This is a genomic window from Alcaligenes sp. PF14, from assembly GCF_037150615.1.
Classification (GTDB): domain Bacteria; phylum Pseudomonadota; class Gammaproteobacteria; order Burkholderiales; family Burkholderiaceae_B; genus Alcaligenes; species Alcaligenes phenolicus.
In genome coordinates this window covers 1-20,205 of record NZ_JBAGRS010000004.1, presented here as the reverse complement: position 1 = coordinate 20,205, position 20,205 = coordinate 1, and the positions used below count along the sequence as shown (strand labels likewise).

Sequence of the window (20,205 nt, the reverse complement as noted above, 5' to 3'; positions counted from 1 at the left end):
CGGCCTTAGAACAAGAGCGCGCCGGGGCTGACGCCGGCAGCATGCGCAATCAGGCGGCGTTTCACCCAGGGCAGGCGGTCCACCACTTGCATACCGGCATTGCGCAGCATGGAAGCCGGTGCCCCCGGTGCCGCAAACAGACGATACAAGCCATCGGTGGCTGCCCGCATGGCCGCAATCGGTTCAGCGCGAGCGCGCTTGTAGCGATTGAGTACACGCATATCACCGACCGAATAATGCGGGCCGCGCTCGGACAAGACCTTGATCAGGGCTTCGATATCGCCCAGACCCAGATTCAAACCCTGGCCAGCCAAAGGATGGACGCGATGTGCCGCATCACCCACCAAGGCCACACCGGGCGACACCAGGCCGCTACGCTCAAAGGTCAAAGGGAAACCGTGTACCGGGCTACGTAAGCTTAATTGCCCCAAACGGCCATTGGATAAAGAGAACAAGCTGTTTTGCAGATACTGCGCCTGCTCCTCTGAGGGCATGGCCAGCACCTTGTCGGCCTGCGCTTGCGGCACGGACCAGACCATGGAGACTTGAGGTTTACCATCCACATCCGGCATAGGCAACAGGGCCAGAATCGAATCGCCAGTAAACCACTGCAAGGCAACTTGCTGGTGCGGGCGCTCTACGTTGAAGTGGGCCACCAAACCGGCGTCCCCATACTCACGACCATGATGCTCAATACCAGCGGCAGACCGCAGGCCGGAACGGGCACCATCTGCCCCCACAAACAAATCGGCGCTGATGCGCTTCTGTCCGGCGGTGATGATGGTCTTGCCTTCCAGACGCTCGAAACGGTCTTCAATCCAAGGCACACCGAACACTTGCAAGGCCTGATACAGCGCCTGCTCCATCTGTCCGGACTCAACGATCCAGGCCAGATAATCCTGCGCGTCCTGCCAAGCATGCAGATTCAGGCAACCGCCGCCATCACCATGTACTTCCATGGCCTGCACTGGCGAAATGCGCTGGGCCGACATCAAGTTCCAGGCACCCAACTGCGTCAGAAAACGCTGGCTGGCGACCGAGACGGCGTAGACACGGGGGTGATACTGCCCCGCCGCCAGTTCCATAGGCTTGTAAGCGGGGGACAGGATGCTGACATCAAACCCGGCCTTGCGTAAACCCAGGGCGCTGGCCATACCGGCCAAGGCCCCTCCACACACCACAATTCGTTCTTTGCTCATCGTGCGCTCGGTGCTCCTGCCTGACGTGGCCACAACAGCCACATTTGACCTTGCTGCTTCATGCGCCCTGCCTGCGCACCAGCCTGATCGCCCGTGCCCCAGTACAAGTCGGTACGTGCGGCACCTTTAATCGCCGCGCCCGTGTCCTGAGCAAAAACCAGTCGCTGCAAAGGTTGGTTAGAAGCAGGCTGCGAGGTAGCCAAGTACACAGGCGTACCCAAAGGCACGTACGTGGGGTCAATAGCCACGGAACGCAGACCAATCAAGGGAATGCCATAGGCACCTTTAGGGCCCAGCTCCGGATCCACAATGGCCTCTTCGCGGAAGAACACCATAGCGGTATTTACATTCATCATTTCCTGAACGCGATGCGGATTGCGCTTGGCCCAGGCCTTGATGTTTTGCATGGAAGTCTGCGCCAAAGGCATCTCGCCCTGCTTGGCCAGCCATTGGCCTACCGAGGCATAAGGGCGACCGTTATGGTCGGCATAGGCCAGACGCACGGCGCTGCCATCGGGCAGGACCGCACGACCCGAGCCCTGGATCTGCAGAAAAAAGCCTTCTACCGGATCTTCCGCATACACGATCACGGGTGGCTGGCGCTCCTGCCTGGATACGATCTGCTCGCGTGTGTCGTAAGGCACAATGCGTTTGCCCACTTGCTTGCCGCGAATACGCTTGCCTGCCAGCTCGGGATACAAGCTACCCAGATCAATCGTCAACAAATCATCCGGCGCAGCGAAAAGCGGCCATTGATAGCTGGAACTACGGGTGCGCGAGGCCTTGAGCAAAGGCTCGTAATAGCCCGTGACCGTATTTTGAGCCACCTTGCCGTCGCCGGTCAGCAAACGCCAGGGCTGCAACTGTTGCTGCAGAAAATCACGTACAGCAGCCGTATCTTTGGTGTCAGCGTTCAGACCGGCAGAAGCCGCAGCCTGACAAACAGGCTGCCAGGCACGGGGATTGGCACGTGCGGGCATGGCCAGCGAACCGCTGACAGGACGCATCAGGCCCTTGCAGTTATTGATGAAACCTTTCCAGACATGGTCCAGCGAATCAGCCTGCCAGCCCGGCAAGGCGGACCAGTTCACGGCTTGATAACGCCCTGCCAACGCACGCGCCGGGGTTTCCGGCAGTGCCGACAAGGACGGCACGCGCAACGGTTGCAGAGCGATATCAGGACCGCCTTCTGCTGTACCCGGAGCCGTTGGCGAAGAACCCTGATCCCCAGGAATGGTGGAACAGGCACTTAATGCCAGCAGTACGGCTGGCACGCAATAAATTATCTTCATGGCTGGGTTTGGCCCTTAGTGCAAGGTACGGGGAGAGGAAAGGATGAACTCCTGAATGGCGACCTCAAAGGGCACACCATTTTCACCAACACATTGATAGCTGCCGCGCATGGTGCCAAACGGCGTGTTCAGGGGGCAACCACTGGTGTACTCAAAGGTCTCACCTGGAGCCAGCACCGGCTGTTGCCCTACAACGCCCAGGCCACGCACTTCCTGAACCTGCTGATTGTCGTCCGTAATGATCCAGTGACGACTGATAATCTGGGCCGTCTGCTGTCCATTGTTGGTAATCCGTACGGTATAGGCAAAAACATATTGATTGCTATCGGGCTCGGATTGCTCAGGCAGGTACTGGGGCGTGATCTGCACCTCAATATCGTCAGGCTTCATGATGGATTCCAGGTTACGGCTGTACAAATACGGGGCGCTGCACAGCCCCCCGCTTGAAACTATAATGATGACATATGGCCACGATTTTCGTGATGTCTAATCTTTACGGCACCTATTATGTCCCAAGCCAGCTCCACACGTATCGCTCCCAGTATTTTATCGGCCGACTTCGCCCGCCTGGGTGAAGAAGTCCGCAATGTTATCGCCGCCGGTGCCGACTGGGTTCACTGCGACATCATGGACAACCACTTTGTACCGAACCTGACTTTCGGCCCCATGGTCTGTGCTGCGCTGCGCCCCCACACCACTGCCCCCATCGACGTACACCTGATGGTGGAGCCCGTGGATGCGCTGATCCCCGAATTTGCCAAAGCCGGTGCCGATTACATCAGCTTTCACCCCGAAGCCTCGCGCCACGTGGACCGCACCCTGTCGCTGATCCGTGACCACGGCTGTAAGGCCGGCCTGGTATTCAACCCGGCCACCCCGCTGAACTGGATGGATCACCTGATGGACAAGCTGGATCTGGTCCTGCTGATGTCCGTTAACCCCGGCTTTGGCGGCCAGGCCTTTATCCCCAGCGCCATGGACAAGCTGCGCCAAGCCCGCGCCCGCATTGATGCGTGGACTGCAGAGGGTGGTCAGCCCATCCTTCTGCAAATCGACGGTGGCGTGAAGGTGGACAATATCGGCGCCATCCGTGCAGCCGGTGCTGACACCTTTGTGGCCGGTTCGGCTATTTTTGGTCAGCCCGACTACGCTCAGGTCATCCGCGACATGCGCGCGCAAATCGCTCTGGCAGAGCAGGCCTAAATCCTGCGTCCGGCCTGCTGTTTCCGCTACTGCAACGTCGTATTGCGGCTATAACTGCTCTGCCGAACCGCACTGTCGGGGCGGCGGCGCTCCACAAACAAGGCATTGCCCTGTACACGCTTGGCCTGTGCCTTGGCAGAACTGGCCAGCTCCGCAATTAAAGAGCCCGAATACAATTCGGGCTCATCGACTGTGACCACACCTAAAGACAGGCTCACTAGCGGATGAAACACCAGCACGCCTTGACGGTTTTCAGCCAGATAGCCGCCTGCTTGCCGATGCTCCACTCTATACAAGGACTCCAGCTCTTTTTCCAGCTCGTCCAGAATGCTTTGGCAGCGCTCGGCCCAGTCCGGGCTGGTAAACACCAAAATAAAATCGTCACCCCCCACATGGCCCACAAAGTCCATGCGAGCCACCGCGTAACGGGTGAAGAGCTCGGCCATGGAGCGTAGCAGCTCATCGCCTTTGCGATAGCCGTACAAATCGTTATAGGGTTTGAAGTGGTCCAGATCCGCATAGCACACAGCGAAGTTCTGCCGATTACGCAGCAAACCATCAATATGCTCATTAATCGGCACATTACCCGGCAATTGCGTCAGTGGATTGGCATAACGCGCCGTCATGATCTGAATCTGCGTAATTTCACGCATCAGCTCCACACTGGAGCCCAGGCCCAGATACTCGCCCGCCCCGGTAATGATGAAACCATCACTCAAGGCATCCCCCGCTCCCTGCGTCATCAAGGTGCCCAACTCCAGCAAGCTGGTATCGCAGTCAACAATCAGCGGTGGGGTTTCAATAAACAGGGAGCATGGCTTATTGCCATACAGTTCGCGGTGATAAGGCCGGGCAAGCTGATCATAAAGCTGACTACGACGCAAAATACCCGTCGGCCTGTCCCCTCGCACCAGAGCCACGGCACTAAGATCCGGGTGGCTTTGAAACAGCTCATACACACGATTCGTGGGTGTATTATCAGGCACCGCAGGCGCGGCACGCAGTAAACGCCGCACGCTCATGGAATCACGGCCTTGCACTTGACGCTGAGTGCGCACAGTGGATGGTCCAAACAGCGCGGCTTGCGCGGGCTCCAGCTGAGGCGGGGGGTTAGGTTGAGGGCGACACAGCAAATAGCCCTGCCCACAGGCCACGCCCAAATACCGCAAGGTGCGTAGTTCCGCGCCGGTTTCAATCCCTTCTGCAATCACAACGGATTGAGCATGGCTGGCAATATCGCAAATGGAGCGTACCAATTGCTGCTTGAGCACATCAGTATCAATATCGCGCACAAAGTATTTGTCGATCTTGACGTACTCGGGCCGCAATTCGGACCACAAGCGCAGCGAGGCATAGCCTTCACCCAGATCATCAATGGCAAACTGCAGGCCTTCTTTTCGATAAAGCTCAATAGCCTGATTCAGATAGTCGTAGCTGTCAGTACGCTCGGATTCGGTCAATTCGACCACCACCCGGCTCCAATCAATGCCATCCAGCTGAGGCATACCGGTACGCGGTTCGATGCGGGCCGAAGGCAACATGCGCATCACCACATCCGGGCTGGAGTTCAAAAACAGTTTGCCCGCCAAACCCTGCTGCTTGAAACTGCTGACCAAGGTATGGCAACACAGCTCTTCCAGATCCCATAAGCGGCCACATTGCCGGGCGGCGTCAAACAAGGCCAAGGGCGAATAAAAACTGCTGTCCTTTGGCCCTCGAATCAAACCCTCGTAACCCAGAATCAAGCCGGACTGCAAATCCACAATGGGCTGAAAGACCGGCGTAACTTGTTTTTCTACGAGAATCTGATGAAATGTATCGAGCATCATACTTCCGCTCCTAGGGCCTTTCTGAACGGACTATCGAAAGCCAATCTTGTACCAAAATACGGTTTGCTCACTAAATTGATAAGCCCGCGTGCAGTAAGGAGCTTTAACATGATGAATCAAACGAAATGAAAACCCGACGTTCCGAAAACTTTTTTCTGCTCGACCTTAACAGGAATTTGACAATATTTTGTCACAAGTCCGCTACAAAAAGATGAATATTTTCTCTGTGCTGTTTGATTTGGATGGAACCCTGCTCGATACCATTCCCGATCTGGCCTCGGCATGTAATGCCATGCGTATCGACCTGGGTTTACCCCCGCTCCCAGAGGAGCGCATCGCCACTTTCGTGGGTAAAGGCTCGGAAAACCTGGTGCGACGCGCTCTGACCGATCTACCTGAACCTCCTGCCGACTACACCCCGGCATTGGAATCATTTTATTACCATTACCAATTATGTAATGGCCAACACAGCCGCCTGTATCCGGGTGTACTAGAAGGATTGGATGACTTTAAAAGCCAGGGATTGCGTCTGGCTGTGGTCACCAACAAGCCCGAACAATTTGCCCGCCCCTTGCTGGAACAAACAGGTTTGGGCCCGTACTTCGAGCTGGTGGTGGGCGGTGATACCTGCCCGCGCAAAAAGCCCGACCCCATGCCTTTTGTCTACGCCTGCGAGCAAATGAAACTGACTCCCGAACAGGCCTTGGTCATTGGGGATTCCATGAATGACGCCCAGGCAGCGCGTGCGGCGAACATCCCCGTACTGTTGGTTCCTTACGGCTATAACGAAGGCAAGGATGTGCAAAGCCTGGATTCCGATGGTATAGTTGCCTCTATTGCCGACGCGGCCACCTGGCTGCGCAATAAACGCAACACCATATTTACGTCATAAAATTCATGTCTACTCGCACTCACGCATCCACAATCTACGGCGCTTATTGGCGCTGGTGGCGTTCGTGTATCGGGTAGATATAACCTTGAAGTCTGGCGTCCCTGCAAAGTAGTAAACAGCGGACCGCCTCCAGGAAAATAAGCCCGGTAATCACAACGACCGGGCTTTTTTTGTTTCTGTCCGGCTCGTCGTACCCACTGACCCTCGAGATCCCAATGACAGAAATAGAATTCAATGCCCTAGCAGCAGAAGGCTTTAACCGCATTCCCCTGATTGCGGAAACCTATGCCGACCTGGATACGCCCCTGTCGATTTATCTGAAACTGGCGCACAACGGCCCCGAAGGCGGACGTTACAGCTGCCTGATGGAATCGGTTGTGGGCGGCGAGCAGTTCGGTCGCTACTCCTTTATTGGCCTGCCTGCCCGTACCGTGATCCGCAGCTATGGCCGTCATACCCAAGTGCTGCACGATGGCAAGATTGTCGAAACAGCCGAAGGCGATCCGCTGGAATTCATCGAGCAATTCCAGGCCCGTTTCAAAGTAGCCCTGCGTCCTGGCATGCCCCGCTTTGCGGGTGGTCTGGCCGGTTACTTCGGCTACGACACGGTGCGTCACATCGAACCGTCCCTGGGCATGAACCGCAAACCCTTCCCTTCCGACCAGGAAGAAGGCGTGCCGGACATTATGCTGCTACAGGTAGACGAGCTGGTGATTGTGGATAATCTGGCTGGCCGCACTTACCTGCTGGTATACGCCGATCCCGCTCAGCCCGAAGCCTACGTACTGGCCAAGCGTCGTCTGAAGGATCTGCGCGAAAAGCTGCGGTCACCCGTCGTGATCCCTTACGCCTACGCCAGCATGCAAACCGAATGCGAGCGCGACTTCGACAAAGAGGATTACCTGAAGGCCGTGGCCCGCGCTAAGGAATACATTGCAGCCGGTGACCTGATGCAAGTGCAGATCGGCCAGGTCATCACCAAACCTTTCCGCGACTCACCCTTATCCCTGTACCGCGCCCTGCGTTCGCTGAACCCATCGCCTTACATGTACTTCTGGAACTTCGACGACTTCCAGGTCGTGGGTGCATCGCCAGAAATTCTGGTGCGTCAGGAAGAACACCGTCAGGATGGCCGCAACATGGAGCGCGTCACCATTCGCCCACTGGCCGGCACTCGCAAACGCGGTGCCACACCTGAAGCCGATGCCGCACTGGCCGCCGAGCTGAAGTCCGACCCTAAAGAACGCGCCGAACACCTGATGCTGATCGACCTGGCCCGTAACGATATTGGCCGTATCGCCAAAACCGGCTCGGTACAAGTCACGGATACCATGGCGATCGAACGTTACTCGCATGTTCAGCACCTGGTCTCCAATGTCTGCGGTGAACTGCAAGACGGCATGAGCCAGATGGACGTGCTACGCGCCTCCTTCCCTGCAGGCACCCTGACCGGCGCCCCCAAGGTACGCGCCATGGAAGTCATTGATGAACTGGAGCCAGTACGCCGTGGCGTTTACGGTGGTGCTGCTGGCTACCTGAGCTACTCGGGCGAAATGGATCTGGCTATTGCCATTCGCACCGGCGTCATCAAGGACGGCATGCTCTATGTGCAGGCCGCCGCCGGTGTCGTGGCCGACTCCGATCCCGAAAAAGAATGGCAAGAGACCGAAGCCAAGGCACGCGCCGTGATCCGCGCTGCCGAACAAGTGCAATTCGGTCTGGACGAGCCTATTTAATCGCCCCACTGCCATCCTTTTTTTGCCGGAGAATTCCCATGCTGTTCATGCTCGATAACTATGACTCGTTTACCTATAACCTGGTCCAGTACTTTGGAGAACTGGGTCAGGAAGTAGTGGTACGACGCAACGATCAAGTCACACTTGAAGAAATTGAAGCCTTGAATCCCAGCCATCTGTGCGTCTCGCCCGGCCCCAAATCCCCTGCAGACGCGGGCCTGTCGGTTGCACTGATCCAGCACTTTTCCGGCAAGCTACCGATTCTGGGCGTCTGCCTGGGTCATCAAGCAATCGGACATGCTTTTGGTGCGCGCATTATCCGTGCGCAGCAAATCATGCACGGGAAAGTCTCCCCGATTACCCACCAGGGCACGGACGTATTCAGCAACTTGCCCTCGCCCTTTAACGTCACCCGTTATCACTCCCTGGCCATCGAGCGCGACAGCCTGCCCGACTGTCTGGAGGTAACCGCGCAAACCGAAGACGGCGAGATCATGGGTGTCCGTCACCGCGAATTGCCTATTTATGGCGTGCAGTTTCACCCCGAGTCGGTGCTAAGCGAGCATGGCCACGCCTTACTGAAGAACTTTCTGGACCTTTAAATCATGAACACCATCACTCCTACCGAAGCACTGGTGCGCTGTATCGAACACCGGGAAATCTTCCACGACGAAATGCTGCATCTGATGCGCATGCTCATGCGCGGCGAAATGTCGCCTCAGATCGCGGCTGCCTTGCTGATGGGCCTGCGCGTGAAAAAAGAAAGCGTGGGTGAAATTTCTGCCGCCGCCCAGGTGATGCGCGAATTTGCCACCCCCGTCATTACGCCTAACCCGGACGAACTGCTGGATATGTGCGGTACAGGTGGCGACGGCTCCAATACCTTCAATATCTCCACCGCCTCCATGTTTGTGGCCGCCTCCGTAGGGGTGAAAGTAGCCAAGCACGGCAACCGCAGTGCGTCTTCCTCGTCCGGCAGTGCAGACGTGCTGGAAGCCCTGGGCGTGAACCTGACCTTCTCGCCCGAGCAAGTGGCCGACAGCATTGCCGAAACCAATATCGGCTTCATGTTCGCCCCCGCTCACCACGGAGCCATGAAAAACGTGGCTGCCGTCCGCAAAGAGCTGGGCGTGCGCACTATTTTCAACATTCTGGGCCCGCTGACCAATCCTGCCGGTGCGACCAACCAGCTGATGGGCGTCTTCCACCCCGACCTGGTCGGTATTCAGGTGCGCGTAATGCAACGCTTGGGGGCCAAACACGTGCTGATCGTGCACGGCAAGGACGGTATGGATGAAGCCTCTCTGGGTGCGGCCACCCTGGTGGGCGAACTGAAAGACGGTCAGGTGCGGGAATACGAAATTCACCCCGAAGACTTTGGCATGGCCATGACCTCCAACCGCAGCATTCGCGTCTCCAGCAAGGAAGAATCTGCCGTGATGATTATGGAAGCCCTCAATAACCAAGAGGGTACGGCTCGTGATATCGTGGGCTTGAATGCTGGTTTGGCCATCTATGCTGCCAACCACGCCGACTCCATTGAACAAGGCCTGCGCATGGCTTTTGAGGCCATTGCCAACGGTGCCGCACGCGAAAAACTCGAACAATTCCGCGCTTATACAAGGAAGTTAAACCCATGAACGACATTCTGGCCAAGATCCTCGACACCAAAAGAGCTGAAGTCGTCACCGCCCGCCAACTGCGCAGCGAGTCCGATCTGCTGCGCGAAGCGAAGAACCGGAACGACCTGCGCGGCTTTGCCAGCGCCATTGAAGACAAGATCGCTCAAGGCAAGCCTGCCATTATTGCGGAAGTCAAAAAGGCCTCCCCGTCCAAGGGTGTGATCCGTGCCGACTTCAACCCGACTGAGATTGCCTCCAGCTACGCCGCCCACGGCGCGGCCTGCCTGTCGGTCCTGACCGATATCCAGTATTTCCAGGGTTCCTACGACCACCTGCGCCAGGCCCGTGCCGTATGCGCACTGCCCGTACTGCGCAAAGATTTCATTATTGACCCCTATCAGATCATCCATGCCCGAGCCATGGGTGCCGACTGCATCTTGCTGATCGTCGCCGCGCTGGAGAAGGATCAGCTGATGGAGTACGAAGAAATGGCCCACGAACTGGGCATGGACGTCCTGGTTGAAGTACATAACCGCGCTGAGCTGGATATTGCCTTGCAAATGAAGACCAGCCTGCTGGGCATCAATAACCGCAATCTGCGCACCTTTGAAACCAGCACCCAGAACACGCTGGACCTGCTGCCCTTTATCCCCAGCGAAAAACGCGTTGTCACCGAAAGCGGTATTCACACCATTGAAGATGTGGCCCTGATGCGCGAGAACCAGGTGCAAGCCTTCCTGGTCGGTGAGGCTTTCATGCGTGAACCTGATCCAGGCGTTGCCTTGCAGAACCTGTTCTTCGGTCAGCCTGCATGAGCACCCACGCTTGCCCCCTGTGTGCCTTGAAACCCGATCAATTGCTATGGTCGGGCGCAGGGCTGCAGGTGCTGGCCGTCACGGACAGCCCGTTTCCCGGCTATACACGAGTAATCTGGCAAGATCATGTGGCTGAAATGACAGACCTGTCTGAAGAACAACGGCAGCACATCATGGCAGCCGTATATGTGGTTGAGCAGACTCAGCGTGAACAACTGGGAGTCGCCAAGATCAATCTGGCTCAATTCGGAAATCAGGTGCCGCATCTGCATTGGCACGTCATCCCTCGCTGGAAGGACGACCCTTTCTTTCCGGACTCTGCCTGGTCACCCGCCCCCATGCGCACAGAAGAACAAAAGCAAGACTGGGCTTCCCACGAAGAACGCCTGCTTGAGCAAGTCAGCCAGTATCAGCAGGCACTTTGTATTGCGCTAAAAGCACGATTCAAGCACTAAACCCGCTATTCAAGTCCTGCTATTAAGGAAATACCCGCTGGCCTGTAAAAAGTCAGCGGGTATTTTTTGCCTCCCGGAAAAGAGACGGCGCACTGTAACAGACAAGTACACCGCTTATCCGTGGAGCCCGCTACAGTGCGACTCCACCGGCAGGAGCCAAGCTGCTGTTGTGCTACTTGCACGCAACCCACATAAACAGCTTGCTTGCTTGCATAGCATGGCCATAGCCAACTCTTTATACCTGGCAGCATGACCACCTCGACTTCACAAATCTCCACCTACGAACGATCAGAGTAAGGAGTGCCCAACGACTTCTTTCCGACAAACCCCTTGACCCAGTCACTTCGAGCACAAAATTAACCTAGATCAAGCCTGGACGACAATCGCCTAGCCCCTTCAAAAACCACCATATATAGTGTCGTGAATCCTAAAAATCACTATATATAGGTTCTGGTGAAAAATATGGCTACCCAGGAAACTGCCTCGCGTCCAGCTGCTCAGCTGGACATCATCCGTTCCATTACTGAATATCTGGACCGCCAGGACTGGCGCGTACAAGCCAATGCCAACCAGGGCTACTCGCTGGGCGGACTGATTCTGAACAGCTCGGGCAAGATGATTGCCAACTACTGGCTCAGCCATGTGTACCCCGAAGCCATCGGTCAGGCACACCGTCAGGCTGACCTGCACATCCACGATCTGGACATGCTCTCTGGTTACTGCGCCGGCTGGTCCTTGCGCACTTTCCTGAACGAAGGGCTCAATGGCGTACCCGGAAAAATCGAATCCGGCCCACCGCGGCATCTAAGCAGTGCAGTTGGCCAGGTCGTCAATTTTCTGGGCACCCTGCAGAACGAATGGGCCGGAGCTCAGGCCTTCAGCTCCTTTGATACCTATATGGCGCCCTTCATCCGCAAGGACGGCCTGAGCTACAAGCAGGTGCGCCAATGCATGCAGGAACTGATCTACAACCTGAACGTACCCTCGCGCTGGGGGACGCAGACGCCCTTTACCAATCTGACCTTTGACTGGGTGTGCCCCGAAGACCTGCGCGAGCAAGTTCCGCAAATCGGTGGCGAAGAAATGCCGTTTTGCTACGGGGATCTGCAGGCCGAAATGGACATGATCAACCAGGCCTATATCGAAGTCATGAGCGAGGGTGATGCCCGTGGCCGTGCCTTCACCTTCCCGATTCCCACCTACAACATCACCCGGGATTTTGACTGGCACAGCCCGAATGCCGAGCGCCTGTTTGCCATGACGGCCAAATATGGCCTGCCCTACTTCCAGAACTTCATTAACTCCGAGCTGGAACCCAATATGATCCGCTCCATGTGCTGCCGCCTGCAGCTGGATCTGCGCGAGCTGCTCAAACGCGGTAATGGCTTGTTTGGCTCTGCCGAGCAAACCGGCTCCCTGGGAGTGGTCACCCTGAACTGCGCCCGCTTGGGGTATCTGTATCAAGGCGATGGAGCTGGTCTGTTTGCCCGTTTGGATGAGCTGCTGGAAATGGGTCGTGACAGCCTGGAAATCAAGCGCACGGTGATCCAGCAACATATGGACCAAGGGCTGTTTCCCTACACACGCCGCTATTTAGGCACCTTGCGTAATCACTTCTCCACGCTGGGAGTTAACGGCATTAACGAGATGATCCGCAACTTTACCCAGGACAAGCAGAATCTTTGCACGCCGTGGGGGCACCGCTTTGCCTTGCGTTTGCTGGATCACATTCGGGAGCGCATGGTGGAGTTTCAGGAAAGTACCGGCCACCTGTACAACCTGGAAGCCACCCCTGCCGAGGGCACCACTTACCGCTTTGCCAAAGAAGATCGCGCCCGCTGGCCCGACATTCTGCAAGCAGGGACCGAGCAAATGCCCTACTACACTAATTCCTCACAGCTGCCGGTGGGCTTTACTGAAGACCCCTTCGAGGCATTGGAGCGACAAGACGAGCTGCAAGGCAAATACACCGGCGGCACCGTGCTGCACCTCTATATGACCGAAGCACTGTCCAGCACTGATGCCTGCCGCAATCTGGTGCAACGAGCCTTGAACCGTTTTTCCTTGCCTTACATCACCGTTACGCCCACATTTTCTATCTGTCCCAAGCACGGCTATCTGTCTGGAAAACATGAGTTTTGTCCACATTGCGATAGTGAGCTGCTGGCCAACAAGATAGCTCAAGCTCGGGCCGAGGCTGACGTTCAAAACTAAGTTATCGCGGACACGTCAACGCCGTCGTCGACACCGACACCGACACCGACACCGACATCAGTCCATTAAAGCCGATCTCTTCAAGTCAACTTTTTACCAAGACAGGCTAAACCCAATCCACTTGGCTCAACTAAAACCAGGCTTTTAGTTGTCCTCAGCCTTTATCTACAACCAGCCTCTTGGCACACACCCAGGCTAGTCACATCCGCATAGCGTGACGGCCCTTTTTTCCAAGGAGTTATTCATGAATACCGACACCATCACTCTTCAAGATTCCGAACGCCAGCCTTGCGAAATCTGGACACGCGTCATGGGCTATCACCGTCCCATGTCGTCTTTCAATATTGGCAAGCAAGGTGAGTTTCATGAGCGACGCTACTTCACCGAAGCCAGCGCCTGCGCAAGCAATGCCGTCCCCACCCTATAAACAGCCCGGTCAAATTCCATGACTTACGCCACGCGCCATCTTTACCCGGCCACGCCTGCCCACAAAGTGGCATTGAAAGTGGGTGGCTGCGCCCCTTTCTCGGCTACGGATTACCCCGGCCAATTAGCCGCTGTCATCTTTGTGCAAGGCTGCCCCTGGCGCTGTGGCTACTGCCACAACCCCCACCTGCAAGAGCGCACACCAGACAGTGCTATTGATTGGAACGCCTTGCTGGACTTTCTGAATCGCCGCGTCGGCCTGCTGGATGCCGTCGTCTTTAGCGGCGGTGAGCCCACACTGGACCCGGCCCTGGGCTCCGCCATCCGCGCGGTGCGCAGGCTGGGTTTCAAAATCGGTTTACACACCGCAGGCACACATCCGGCCAGACTGCTGGAAATCCTGCCTTGGGTGGACTGGATAGGCCTGGATATCAAGGCAGAGTTCAGTCACTACGACGCCATTACTCAACGCAGCAATAGTGCCGCTGCGCCCTTACGCAGTTTGCAGTTGCTGCTGAACGAAGACGTTCTGTTTGAGTGCCGCAGCACTATTCATCCCCAACTGCACAGTCCCGCCTCGGTACAAGCTTTGGGACAACACCTGCATGAGCTGGGCGTCCAGCGCTATGCCGTGCAGATTTTCCGCACACAAGGCTGTGATGACGATTTCCTGAATGAAACTGGGCAGGCTTTGCAGGCCTACCCAGGAGCGGAGATTTTGGAAAACCTCCAGAAGCTGTTTCCGCACTTTGAAGTGCGACGCTCTTAATTGTCTCAGGAAGAAGCGGGGGTGCGTATCGGGCGGCGCAGTACATCCTGTAAAGCCGCTTTACCCTGTTTAAGCACTGCACGCGGATGCAGAATATCGGGGTCCAAGGCGTCCAGAGTGTTTTTCACCATCAGGCCCAATTCGGTATCGCCCTCAATCGACAGACGTCGATTAAAGAACAAGGTATCCGGATCTTCCTGCCGCTGCAAAAGCTGATAAAAAGCCCAAAGATCCGCTTTCAGGGTCAAATCCGGACGTTGTGTACGTGCCGACAGAGGGTAAAAAGCCCCTTGGCGCCACGTATAGTCAAACGCTAAACCGGCATCTGCCACCTGTATGCGTAAAGCTCGACCTTCCAATCGTTCCGCAATGTCAGCCGGCAAGTGCGGACGCATCAGCACGTTCAAGCCCGTACAAAACAAGCGGGAGCCGGGCCACGGGGGCAAACGGCTTAAAACACCCGCCACAACAGCGGGTAAACGGGGAGTCGTTATTTCATTCATTCTTCCATCCCTCCCTTAGAAACGCTCTGACACCGGCGACACCCATTCCAAACCGGGGCGACCATGCCAGAAACCGTTGCAGGCCTTAGCGGGCAGTAAAGGCAGCATATCCTCGTGGGCATCCCTTGCCTGAATACGCCCCTGAATCACGTCATTAAACAAATGCACGACCGCATCCATATGCTGAGATTGCGGACTCAAACGCAGCATATTCACACTCAAATCGCGCAAATCCTGTACCTGCTCCAGTAAGGTGTACACCCAGGCGGATTGAGTCTGGATACCGTTAATCGTCAGAAAACCCTGCCCTTCACGGGTTTCCAGCAGCAAGCCATCGGGATAGTCCATGCACACGTACTGGCAATTGTCCTTAGGCAGATTGCGGTTACGCGCCGCAAAGCAACGGGCCGAGAAAGCCAGGGGCAAACGCCCGAAGGCAAAGACCTCGGTTTCCAAACCGGCAGGTCTGTCTTGCTGCAACTGCGCCAATCCTGCACGGCCCATTTCCAGAGGCATCACCCAACGCACCGCGCCTTGAGAAGCAATCAAATCCAGCACTGGCCCGTTATAAACATTTAAAAAAGGGCCGGCGACAAAGTCCCGACCCTGCATCAAACGTACTGCTCCCATATCATTGGCTTCGACCAGATAATCAGCCTGTTCGGTGACCTTGCGTAGCGTATTCACGTCCCGCCCGGACTCCAGCAAGACCTGACTAGACAGAACCGGCACCTTGCCAGCCTGGGCCAGCATCTGGGCAATATCCAGCCAATCATCCAGTCGTAGCTCGTGACGACGCGAACATACGGTCTCGCCCAGATACACCACATCGATCGGCCAGTCGCAGGCCGACTCATAAAACTGCATCGTGGCAACGCGGGACCAGTAATACTGCAAGGGGCCTAAAGATAATTTCATGATTGAGCCTCCCATGCTCTACTTCCAGGGCCGAGAATAGGCACCCAGCGTATGTTGCTGCCCTTCGGCCAGTTTGTTCAAAGCACCCATCCAGGCCGGATGGACTGAATAACGGGCTGGCGTGGATTTGGCCGAATCAATGGCTTGCCGCCATACCTGAGTAACTTGAGCCACATAAGCCGGGCTGCGCTGTCGGCCTTCAATCTTGATTGCGCTGACACCCGCCGCCAACAGTTGTGGCAACAAGGACAAAGTGTTCAGGCTGGTGGGCTCTTCCAGTGCGTAATAGTTTTCGCCCGCCACATCAAAACGCCCTTTGCACAAAGTGGGGTAAGCCGCGTTTTCACCATCCTGATAGCGGTCGATCAACACACCATTCAGACGCGACTCCAGACCCTGATCTGTCTGCTCCCAGCGCACATGCCCGGCGGGGGAACAGACTCCATGTGTATTGGGGGACTCACCAGTGGCATAGGAGGACAAGGCACAGCGGCCCTCCACCATCACGCACAAGCTGCCAAAGCCAAAAACCTCAACCTGAACAGGGACCTGCTCACAGACCTGCTCCACTTGGGTCATGGACAGGACACGCGGCAAAACCACGCGCTGAATACCGAAGTTCTGGTGGTAATACTTGATGGCTTCCGGATTGGTGGCTGAACCCTGCACCGACAAGTGCAAGCGCAGATTGGGATGTGCCTGACTGGCATAGGCCATCAATCCTGGGTCTGCCATGATGACCGCATCGACCTGAGCCTGGGCAGCTCGGTCCACCGCGTCGCGCCACTGTTGCCAGGCATTGGGTTGCGGGTAGGTATTGAGAGCCAGCAAAACTTTGCGGCCGCGCTGGTGTGCGTAATCAATCCCTTGTGCAATCGCCTGTGCATCAAAATTAAGCCCGGCGAAGTTCCGGGCGTTGGTGGCATCCCGGAACCCCAGATAGACACTATCGGCTCCGTTATCAATGGCTGCTTTCAAGGCAGGTAAGCTGCCCGCTGGGCAAACCAGTTCCATCTGCGGGTTATCGGACGCGGCTAAAGCCGTGGACGCTGTATTCATGACACTCCCCGATCAGCAATCTGGCCAGGGTGGATCCTGGCTCGACAAGACCACCACTATGCCTGCTCTGAAATTAAGGGGCCTTAACGCATATCAAATTCTTCCCACCTCCTGACCCGTGGCAAACAAGTCCCACTTTGCCTGCGCCATAGGCGGGCAGAATGGTCCACAATGCCTTCCAAGCCTTTCGTGCTGGAGTCTTGATGACACAAACTGAGATCACGCTGGATACTCGCGGCCTGCCCGCACCCGAGCCTTTGGAGCATTGCCTGGAAGCACTGGCTGAACTGGCTCCCACCCAGGCCTTGCTCATGTGGCTGGATCGAGAACCTTTCCCCTTGTATGAAATCCTGCGACGCAGCGGCTTCAAGTATCACGGCACCCACCAAGAAAACGGCTTCAAGCTCATCATCCGCAGGAACTAAGTCTATGCAACGCGCTTTATCGCTGGATCAGTCACCCTCTTTGTCACTGACCTTGCCCTTGTTTGCGAATGTCCCTTTTTTTGGACTGCTGGCTGCCATGCTGGCGCTCTATAGCGGACCGGAATTATTCAACTCCCGCTGGCACCCCGCCACCTTGGCCATAACCCATGCCTGGACCTTGGGGATCGTGGGCAGTGCCATGTTTGCCTCTTTGGCACATATTCTGGCCGTGGCCTGCAATGTGCGTATTCAGGTGTCACGCGGTCAGGCGCTAGCTTTTTGGGGCTTGCTCAGCGCTGGCACACTATTTCTGATGACAGGCTTTCTTAGCTGGCAAAGCTGGGCTTACACGCTGGCAGGCGCTTGTCTTGCCTTTGCTTTGGGGGTTTATCTACTGACTGCCATGCTGGCCTTGTGGCGCTCTCGGCGCGACGTCTTTCGCGGCGCCAAAGAAATCGTTGCTCCTATCCGACTGGCTTTGCTGGGACTGTTGCTGACTGTCTCAACGGGGCTTGCCATGCTGGTCGCCTTGGCAAGCGAACAAGCCGTCGCCAATTTGCTGAATCTTCACATGACGATGGGCTTGGCAGCTTGGGCAGGCTTGCTGCTGATTGCCATGTCGTTCCAACTGCTGCCTATTTTTCAAATCACCGAACTCTACCCGACGCCTCTAGTACGTTGGCTACCTTGGGTCGTAGGAGCCTTGTTGATTGCACAGTGGGCCCTGGCCTCCTTACCTGGCTCCTGGTTACCTGTGCGTGATCTGGTCACCTACCTGATCTTTTTAAGCTACGGCTTATGGGCGGTGATTACGTGGGCGCGCCTCTGGAAACGCAAGCGTCCGACAGCAGGAGCCAGCACTTTATTCTGGTATAGCTCCTTAAGCAGCCTGTTGATTGCTGTTCTGTTGAACTTCTGGACCCACAATCCCGCCGCCTCCAACGCAGAGCTGGCGATTGGTGTCTTGCTCATTATGGGAGCCTTGGGTTCCGTCGTCTGTGGGATGCTCTATACCATCGTGCCCTTTCTACTTTGGCGGGAGGCCCAGGAGCATGTCAGCATGGATATGGACAATACCGAGCACACGCGTGCCCTCTTGCGCCTTATTCCCAAGACTGCCAACTACATCCCCGCGTCCACCGCCCGCGCGCATTGGGCTTGGCATAGCCTGAGCCTGATACTTTGGACAGGAGCAAGCTTGGGCGTGGGATCTTTCGCGTGGTTGGCAGCACCTGCCTTGCTGCTGTCTTTTGCGACCCTGTCATGGAATCTATGGACAGCCTGGCAGCGTTATCGCCATAGCCTGCGCGCTATCCGCGCATATCAGGCAAAGCACCATATTGCCGCAAAGCCGCACTGTCCAGAATCGTAAAATTACGTCGCTGAACCCGAATCAGATCCCGGTCCATCAAATCACGCAAGGTACGTGATAAGTGCTCCGGGGTCAGATTCAGACGGGACGCAATGACGGACTTACCGACATCGATCCTGAAGGGGACACCCTCTTCGCCCGGCCACTCCTGCAAAAGGTAATTCACCAGACGTTGCACACCATTTTGCAGCGTATAGGCCTCCAACTCGCCCATCAAGCGGTAAAGCCGCTCACTTAAACCCGCCAGCATCAGGCGAGCAACATCACTGCCCTTCTCCAGCTGCTCCATCAAGGTGTCTCTATTGATATGCAAAAGCAGAGAGTCCACCAAAGTCTGGGCCGTCACAATGTAATTACGGCCCATGAACATCAGCGCCTCACCAAACCCCTCTCCTGGCCCCACCAGGCGAACGACGCGCTCTGAGCCCGTGGACGAGACAAATACCAGCTTCACCCGACCATAGACCAACATGTGAAAGCCCAAACAAGGATCTCCACTGTGAAATAAAGTCGTACCACGCAAAGCGTGTACTTCCTGAGTACCTTTAGCAATGGGCTCCAGTTGTTCCGGTGGCAGCTCCTTGAATATAGGCAGATGAGCCAGCTGGGCCTTTATCCGCTTCCAGCGTCCCGGCCCTTCACCCTGCACTAACCTGGTGTCTGACAATTCTTCATTGCTTGCCTGCGAGGCCATGTCTTGAGCCGCCATATCTTTTCCGTATGCCAAATAGAACCATAGCTAGACTGACATACTCCGTTCCCTCTTGTTCAGATTAGCTCGGTGCCTGATTGATACACGTCAAACAGATAAATCGAGGCTTTAAAGAGGACGTAAAAAGATAGTCAGAACTGCTAGTTCAGCATGACTTAGGAACAGATCCAAGCAAAAAGCGGTCAAATTTGACCATGTTAGAGGTAGGGAATATTGAGAGGGGAAACTGATTGGGGACAGCCTCATTTCCAAATCGACTTGAATTCTGAATGGATGCAATAGGCCTTAGCAGAGCCAGCTACGTCGACGTTAAAGAGAAAACTGAGTAGGAATTTCGGAGGGCTCAGGGAGGACGAATACAGGCAGTGACTAAGTACGCTACAGCCCTAAGCTAAGGGGACAGATGTCGGCAGTTGCAGGCGCCAATCTTGGTCATCAAAGCTGATTGATGCAGAAAGCTCAGCAACTAATGCTACAAGCGCGCAGAGTAGAACGACCGAGCCCCCTGCAGGTAAGCAGCGATGGATTGAACGTCAAACCCTAGGGTGCAGGGACAGAATGCCAAGACCGACCTGCTAGGCTTAGGCCAAACGGCGTCGGTAAGAATAAGGAATACACGCAGCCCGGAACGGGCCAGGAGAGGTGGCGGTACGCCTGAACCGGGCGGTCCAGGGGCAAGCGTTCGAACAATCCGAGACAGACCGGTAGCCTGCGCTTTTGTCGCCGCATAAAACAAAACCCCCGCAAGGGATGCTTGCGGGGGT

20 protein-coding genes are annotated in these 20,205 nt (G+C 56.1%); 12 read left to right on the top strand and 8 right to left on the bottom strand.

The genetic code is table 11. The features are described from left to right. Positions 1-5: 5 nt before the first annotated feature. The 3 genes from WFM49_RS09565 to apaG are packed head-to-tail and all read right to left on the bottom strand — an operon-like array spanning position 6 to position 2,881. Positions 6-1,199: an FAD-dependent monooxygenase gene (locus WFM49_RS09565; RefSeq protein WP_009458547.1), complete on the bottom strand. Its 1,194-nt coding sequence runs from the start codon at positions 1,197-1,199 to the stop codon at positions 6-8. Further along, positions 1,196-2,491 carry a murein transglycosylase A gene (mltA, locus tag WFM49_RS09560; RefSeq protein ID WP_250756595.1) on the bottom strand — a complete coding sequence of 432 codons (1,296 nt, stop codon included), beginning with the start codon at positions 2,489-2,491 and terminating at the stop codon, positions 1,196-1,198. Before mltA ends, WFM49_RS09565 begins: the two co-directional genes overlap by 4 nt. A 15-nt stretch (positions 2,492-2,506) precedes the next feature. Then, the gene (apaG, locus tag WFM49_RS09555) at positions 2,507-2,881 is read right to left on the bottom strand and encodes a Co2+/Mg2+ efflux protein ApaG (RefSeq protein WP_021447080.1); all 375 of its coding nucleotides are present in this window, start codon (positions 2,879-2,881) and stop codon (positions 2,507-2,509) included. Positions 2,882-2,998: 117 nt separating this feature from the next. Here apaG and rpe point away from each other — a divergent pair, with 117 nt between their 5' ends. Then, entirely contained in the window at positions 2,999-3,694 is a 696-nt protein-coding gene (gene rpe, locus WFM49_RS09550) for a ribulose-phosphate 3-epimerase (protein WP_009458542.1), read from the top strand. Between the two features lie 26 nt (positions 3,695-3,720). Here the strand turns inward: rpe and WFM49_RS09545 are convergent, their stop codons facing one another. Continuing rightward, on the bottom strand, positions 3,721-5,523 hold the full coding sequence (locus tag WFM49_RS09545; protein WP_021447081.1) for a GGDEF domain-containing protein: 1,803 nt from the start codon (positions 5,521-5,523) through the stop codon (positions 3,721-3,723). Between the two features lie 211 nt (positions 5,524-5,734). Here WFM49_RS09545 and WFM49_RS09540 point away from each other — a divergent pair, with 211 nt between their 5' ends. The 9 genes from WFM49_RS09540 (at position 5,735) to WFM49_RS09500 (ending at position 14,452) form a co-directional block, all read left to right on the top strand. Then, positions 5,735-6,415 (top strand): phosphoglycolate phosphatase, encoded by a 681-nt coding sequence (locus tag WFM49_RS09540; RefSeq protein WP_250756594.1) that lies wholly within the window; start codon positions 5,735-5,737, stop codon positions 6,413-6,415. Between the two features lie 215 nt (positions 6,416-6,630). After that, entirely contained in the window at positions 6,631-8,151 is a 1,521-nt protein-coding gene (gene trpE / locus WFM49_RS09535) for an anthranilate synthase component I (protein WP_009458527.1), read from the top strand. A gap of 38 nt (positions 8,152-8,189) precedes the next feature. After that, positions 8,190-8,753: an anthranilate synthase component II gene (locus WFM49_RS09530; protein WP_254500063.1), complete on the top strand. Its 564-nt coding sequence runs from the start codon at positions 8,190-8,192 to the stop codon at positions 8,751-8,753. Positions 8,754-8,756: 3 nt separating this feature from the next. After that, positions 8,757-9,791: an anthranilate phosphoribosyltransferase gene (trpD, locus tag WFM49_RS09525; protein ID WP_009458524.1), complete on the top strand. Its 1,035-nt coding sequence runs from the start codon at positions 8,757-8,759 to the stop codon at positions 9,789-9,791. Continuing rightward, entirely contained in the window at positions 9,788-10,588 is an 801-nt protein-coding gene (gene trpC, locus WFM49_RS09520) for an indole-3-glycerol phosphate synthase TrpC (protein ID WP_336972949.1), read from the top strand. Before trpD ends, trpC begins: the two co-directional genes overlap by 4 nt. Continuing rightward, entirely contained in the window at positions 10,585-11,043 is a 459-nt protein-coding gene (locus WFM49_RS09515; RefSeq protein WP_336972947.1) for an HIT family protein, read from the top strand. The genes trpC and WFM49_RS09515 overlap by 4 nt, the downstream gene beginning before the upstream one ends. A gap of 462 nt (positions 11,044-11,505) precedes the next feature. Further along, positions 11,506-13,257: a ribonucleoside triphosphate reductase gene (locus tag WFM49_RS09510; RefSeq protein ID WP_336972946.1), complete on the top strand. Its 1,752-nt coding sequence runs from the start codon at positions 11,506-11,508 to the stop codon at positions 13,255-13,257. 244 nt (positions 13,258-13,501) lie between these two features. After that, positions 13,502-13,684 (top strand): anaerobic ribonucleoside-triphosphate reductase, encoded by a 183-nt coding sequence (gene nrdD / locus WFM49_RS09505; RefSeq protein WP_009458520.1) that lies wholly within the window; start codon positions 13,502-13,504, stop codon positions 13,682-13,684. An 18-nt stretch (positions 13,685-13,702) separates the two neighbouring features. Beyond that, positions 13,703-14,452 carry an anaerobic ribonucleoside-triphosphate reductase activating protein gene (locus WFM49_RS09500; protein ID WP_226349734.1) on the top strand — a complete coding sequence of 250 codons (750 nt, stop codon included), beginning with the start codon at positions 13,703-13,705 and terminating at the stop codon, positions 14,450-14,452. Between the two features lie 5 nt (positions 14,453-14,457). Here the strand turns inward: WFM49_RS09500 and ubiT are convergent, their stop codons facing one another. The 3 genes from ubiT to ubiU are packed head-to-tail and all read right to left on the bottom strand — an operon-like array spanning position 14,458 to position 16,887. Continuing rightward, positions 14,458-14,955 carry a ubiquinone anaerobic biosynthesis accessory factor UbiT gene (gene ubiT / locus WFM49_RS09495; protein WP_239054999.1) on the bottom strand — a complete coding sequence of 166 codons (498 nt, stop codon included), beginning with the start codon at positions 14,953-14,955 and terminating at the stop codon, positions 14,458-14,460. 15 nt (positions 14,956-14,970) lie between these two features. After that, positions 14,971-15,873 (bottom strand): ubiquinone anaerobic biosynthesis protein UbiV, encoded by a 903-nt coding sequence (gene ubiV, locus WFM49_RS09490; protein ID WP_336972939.1) that lies wholly within the window; start codon positions 15,871-15,873, stop codon positions 14,971-14,973. Between the two features lie 18 nt (positions 15,874-15,891). Next, positions 15,892-16,887 (bottom strand): ubiquinone anaerobic biosynthesis protein UbiU, encoded by a 996-nt coding sequence (gene ubiU, locus WFM49_RS09485; protein WP_009458516.1) that lies wholly within the window; start codon positions 16,885-16,887, stop codon positions 15,892-15,894. Between the two features lie 248 nt (positions 16,888-17,135). Here ubiU and WFM49_RS09480 point away from each other — a divergent pair, with 248 nt between their 5' ends. Continuing rightward, on the top strand, positions 17,136-17,357 hold the full coding sequence (locus tag WFM49_RS09480) for a DUF2249 domain-containing protein (protein ID WP_035268878.1): 222 nt from the start codon (positions 17,136-17,138) through the stop codon (positions 17,355-17,357). Between the two features lie 4 nt (positions 17,358-17,361). Then, positions 17,362-18,729 carry a hypothetical protein gene (locus WFM49_RS09475; protein WP_336972937.1) on the top strand — a complete coding sequence of 456 codons (1,368 nt, stop codon included), beginning with the start codon at positions 17,362-17,364 and terminating at the stop codon, positions 18,727-18,729. Here the strand turns inward: WFM49_RS09475 and WFM49_RS09470 are convergent. Beyond that, entirely contained in the window at positions 18,668-19,438 is a 771-nt protein-coding gene (locus WFM49_RS09470) for a Crp/Fnr family transcriptional regulator (protein ID WP_336972935.1), read from the bottom strand. The genes WFM49_RS09475 and WFM49_RS09470 overlap by 62 nt on opposite strands. Positions 19,439-20,205 lie beyond the last annotated feature (767 nt).

Bases quoted from the DNA above. Each gene is read 5' to 3' on its own strand.
- rpe (WP_009458542.1), top strand. From the start codon at position 2,999: ATGTCCCAAGCCAGCTCCACACGTATCGCTCCCAGTATTTTATCGGCC.
- WFM49_RS09515 (WP_336972947.1), top strand. From the start codon at position 10,585: ATGAGCACCCACGCTTGCCCCCTGTGTGCCTTGAAACCCGATCAATTG.
- WFM49_RS09470 (WP_336972935.1), bottom strand. From the start codon at position 19,438: ATGGCGGCTCAAGACATGGCCTCGCAGGCAAGCAATGAAGAATTGTCA.
- trpD (WP_009458524.1), top strand. From the start codon at position 8,757: ATGAACACCATCACTCCTACCGAAGCACTGGTGCGCTGTATCGAACAC.
- WFM49_RS09510 (WP_336972946.1), top strand. From the start codon at position 11,506: ATGGCTACCCAGGAAACTGCCTCGCGTCCAGCTGCTCAGCTGGACATC.
- WFM49_RS09565 (WP_009458547.1), bottom strand. From the start codon at position 1,199: ATGAGCAAAGAACGAATTGTGGTGTGTGGAGGGGCCTTGGCCGGTATG.
- WFM49_RS09480 (WP_035268878.1), top strand. From the start codon at position 17,136: ATGACACAAACTGAGATCACGCTGGATACTCGCGGCCTGCCCGCACCC.
- WFM49_RS09475 (WP_336972937.1), top strand. From the start codon at position 17,362: ATGCAACGCGCTTTATCGCTGGATCAGTCACCCTCTTTGTCACTGACC.
- ubiU (WP_009458516.1), bottom strand. From the start codon at position 16,887: ATGGAACTGGTTTGCCCAGCGGGCAGCTTACCTGCCTTGAAAGCAGCC.
- trpE (WP_009458527.1), top strand. From the start codon at position 6,631: ATGACAGAAATAGAATTCAATGCCCTAGCAGCAGAAGGCTTTAACCGC.
- mltA (WP_250756595.1), bottom strand. From the start codon at position 2,491: ATGAAGATAATTTATTGCGTGCCAGCCGTACTGCTGGCATTAAGTGCC.
- ubiT (WP_239054999.1), bottom strand. From the start codon at position 14,955: ATGAATGAAATAACGACTCCCCGTTTACCCGCTGTTGTGGCGGGTGTT.
- ubiV (WP_336972939.1), bottom strand. From the start codon at position 15,873: ATGAAATTATCTTTAGGCCCCTTGCAGTATTACTGGTCCCGCGTTGCC.
- WFM49_RS09545 (WP_021447081.1), bottom strand. From the start codon at position 5,523: ATGATGCTCGATACATTTCATCAGATTCTCGTAGAAAAACAAGTTACG.
- apaG (WP_021447080.1), bottom strand. From the start codon at position 2,881: ATGAAGCCTGACGATATTGAGGTGCAGATCACGCCCCAGTACCTGCCT.
- WFM49_RS09540 (WP_250756594.1), top strand. From the start codon at position 5,735: ATGAATATTTTCTCTGTGCTGTTTGATTTGGATGGAACCCTGCTCGAT.
- nrdD (WP_009458520.1), top strand. From the start codon at position 13,502: ATGAATACCGACACCATCACTCTTCAAGATTCCGAACGCCAGCCTTGC.
- WFM49_RS09530 (WP_254500063.1), top strand. From the start codon at position 8,190: ATGCTGTTCATGCTCGATAACTATGACTCGTTTACCTATAACCTGGTC.
- trpC (WP_336972949.1), top strand. From the start codon at position 9,788: ATGAACGACATTCTGGCCAAGATCCTCGACACCAAAAGAGCTGAAGTC.
- WFM49_RS09500 (WP_226349734.1), top strand. From the start codon at position 13,703: ATGACTTACGCCACGCGCCATCTTTACCCGGCCACGCCTGCCCACAAA.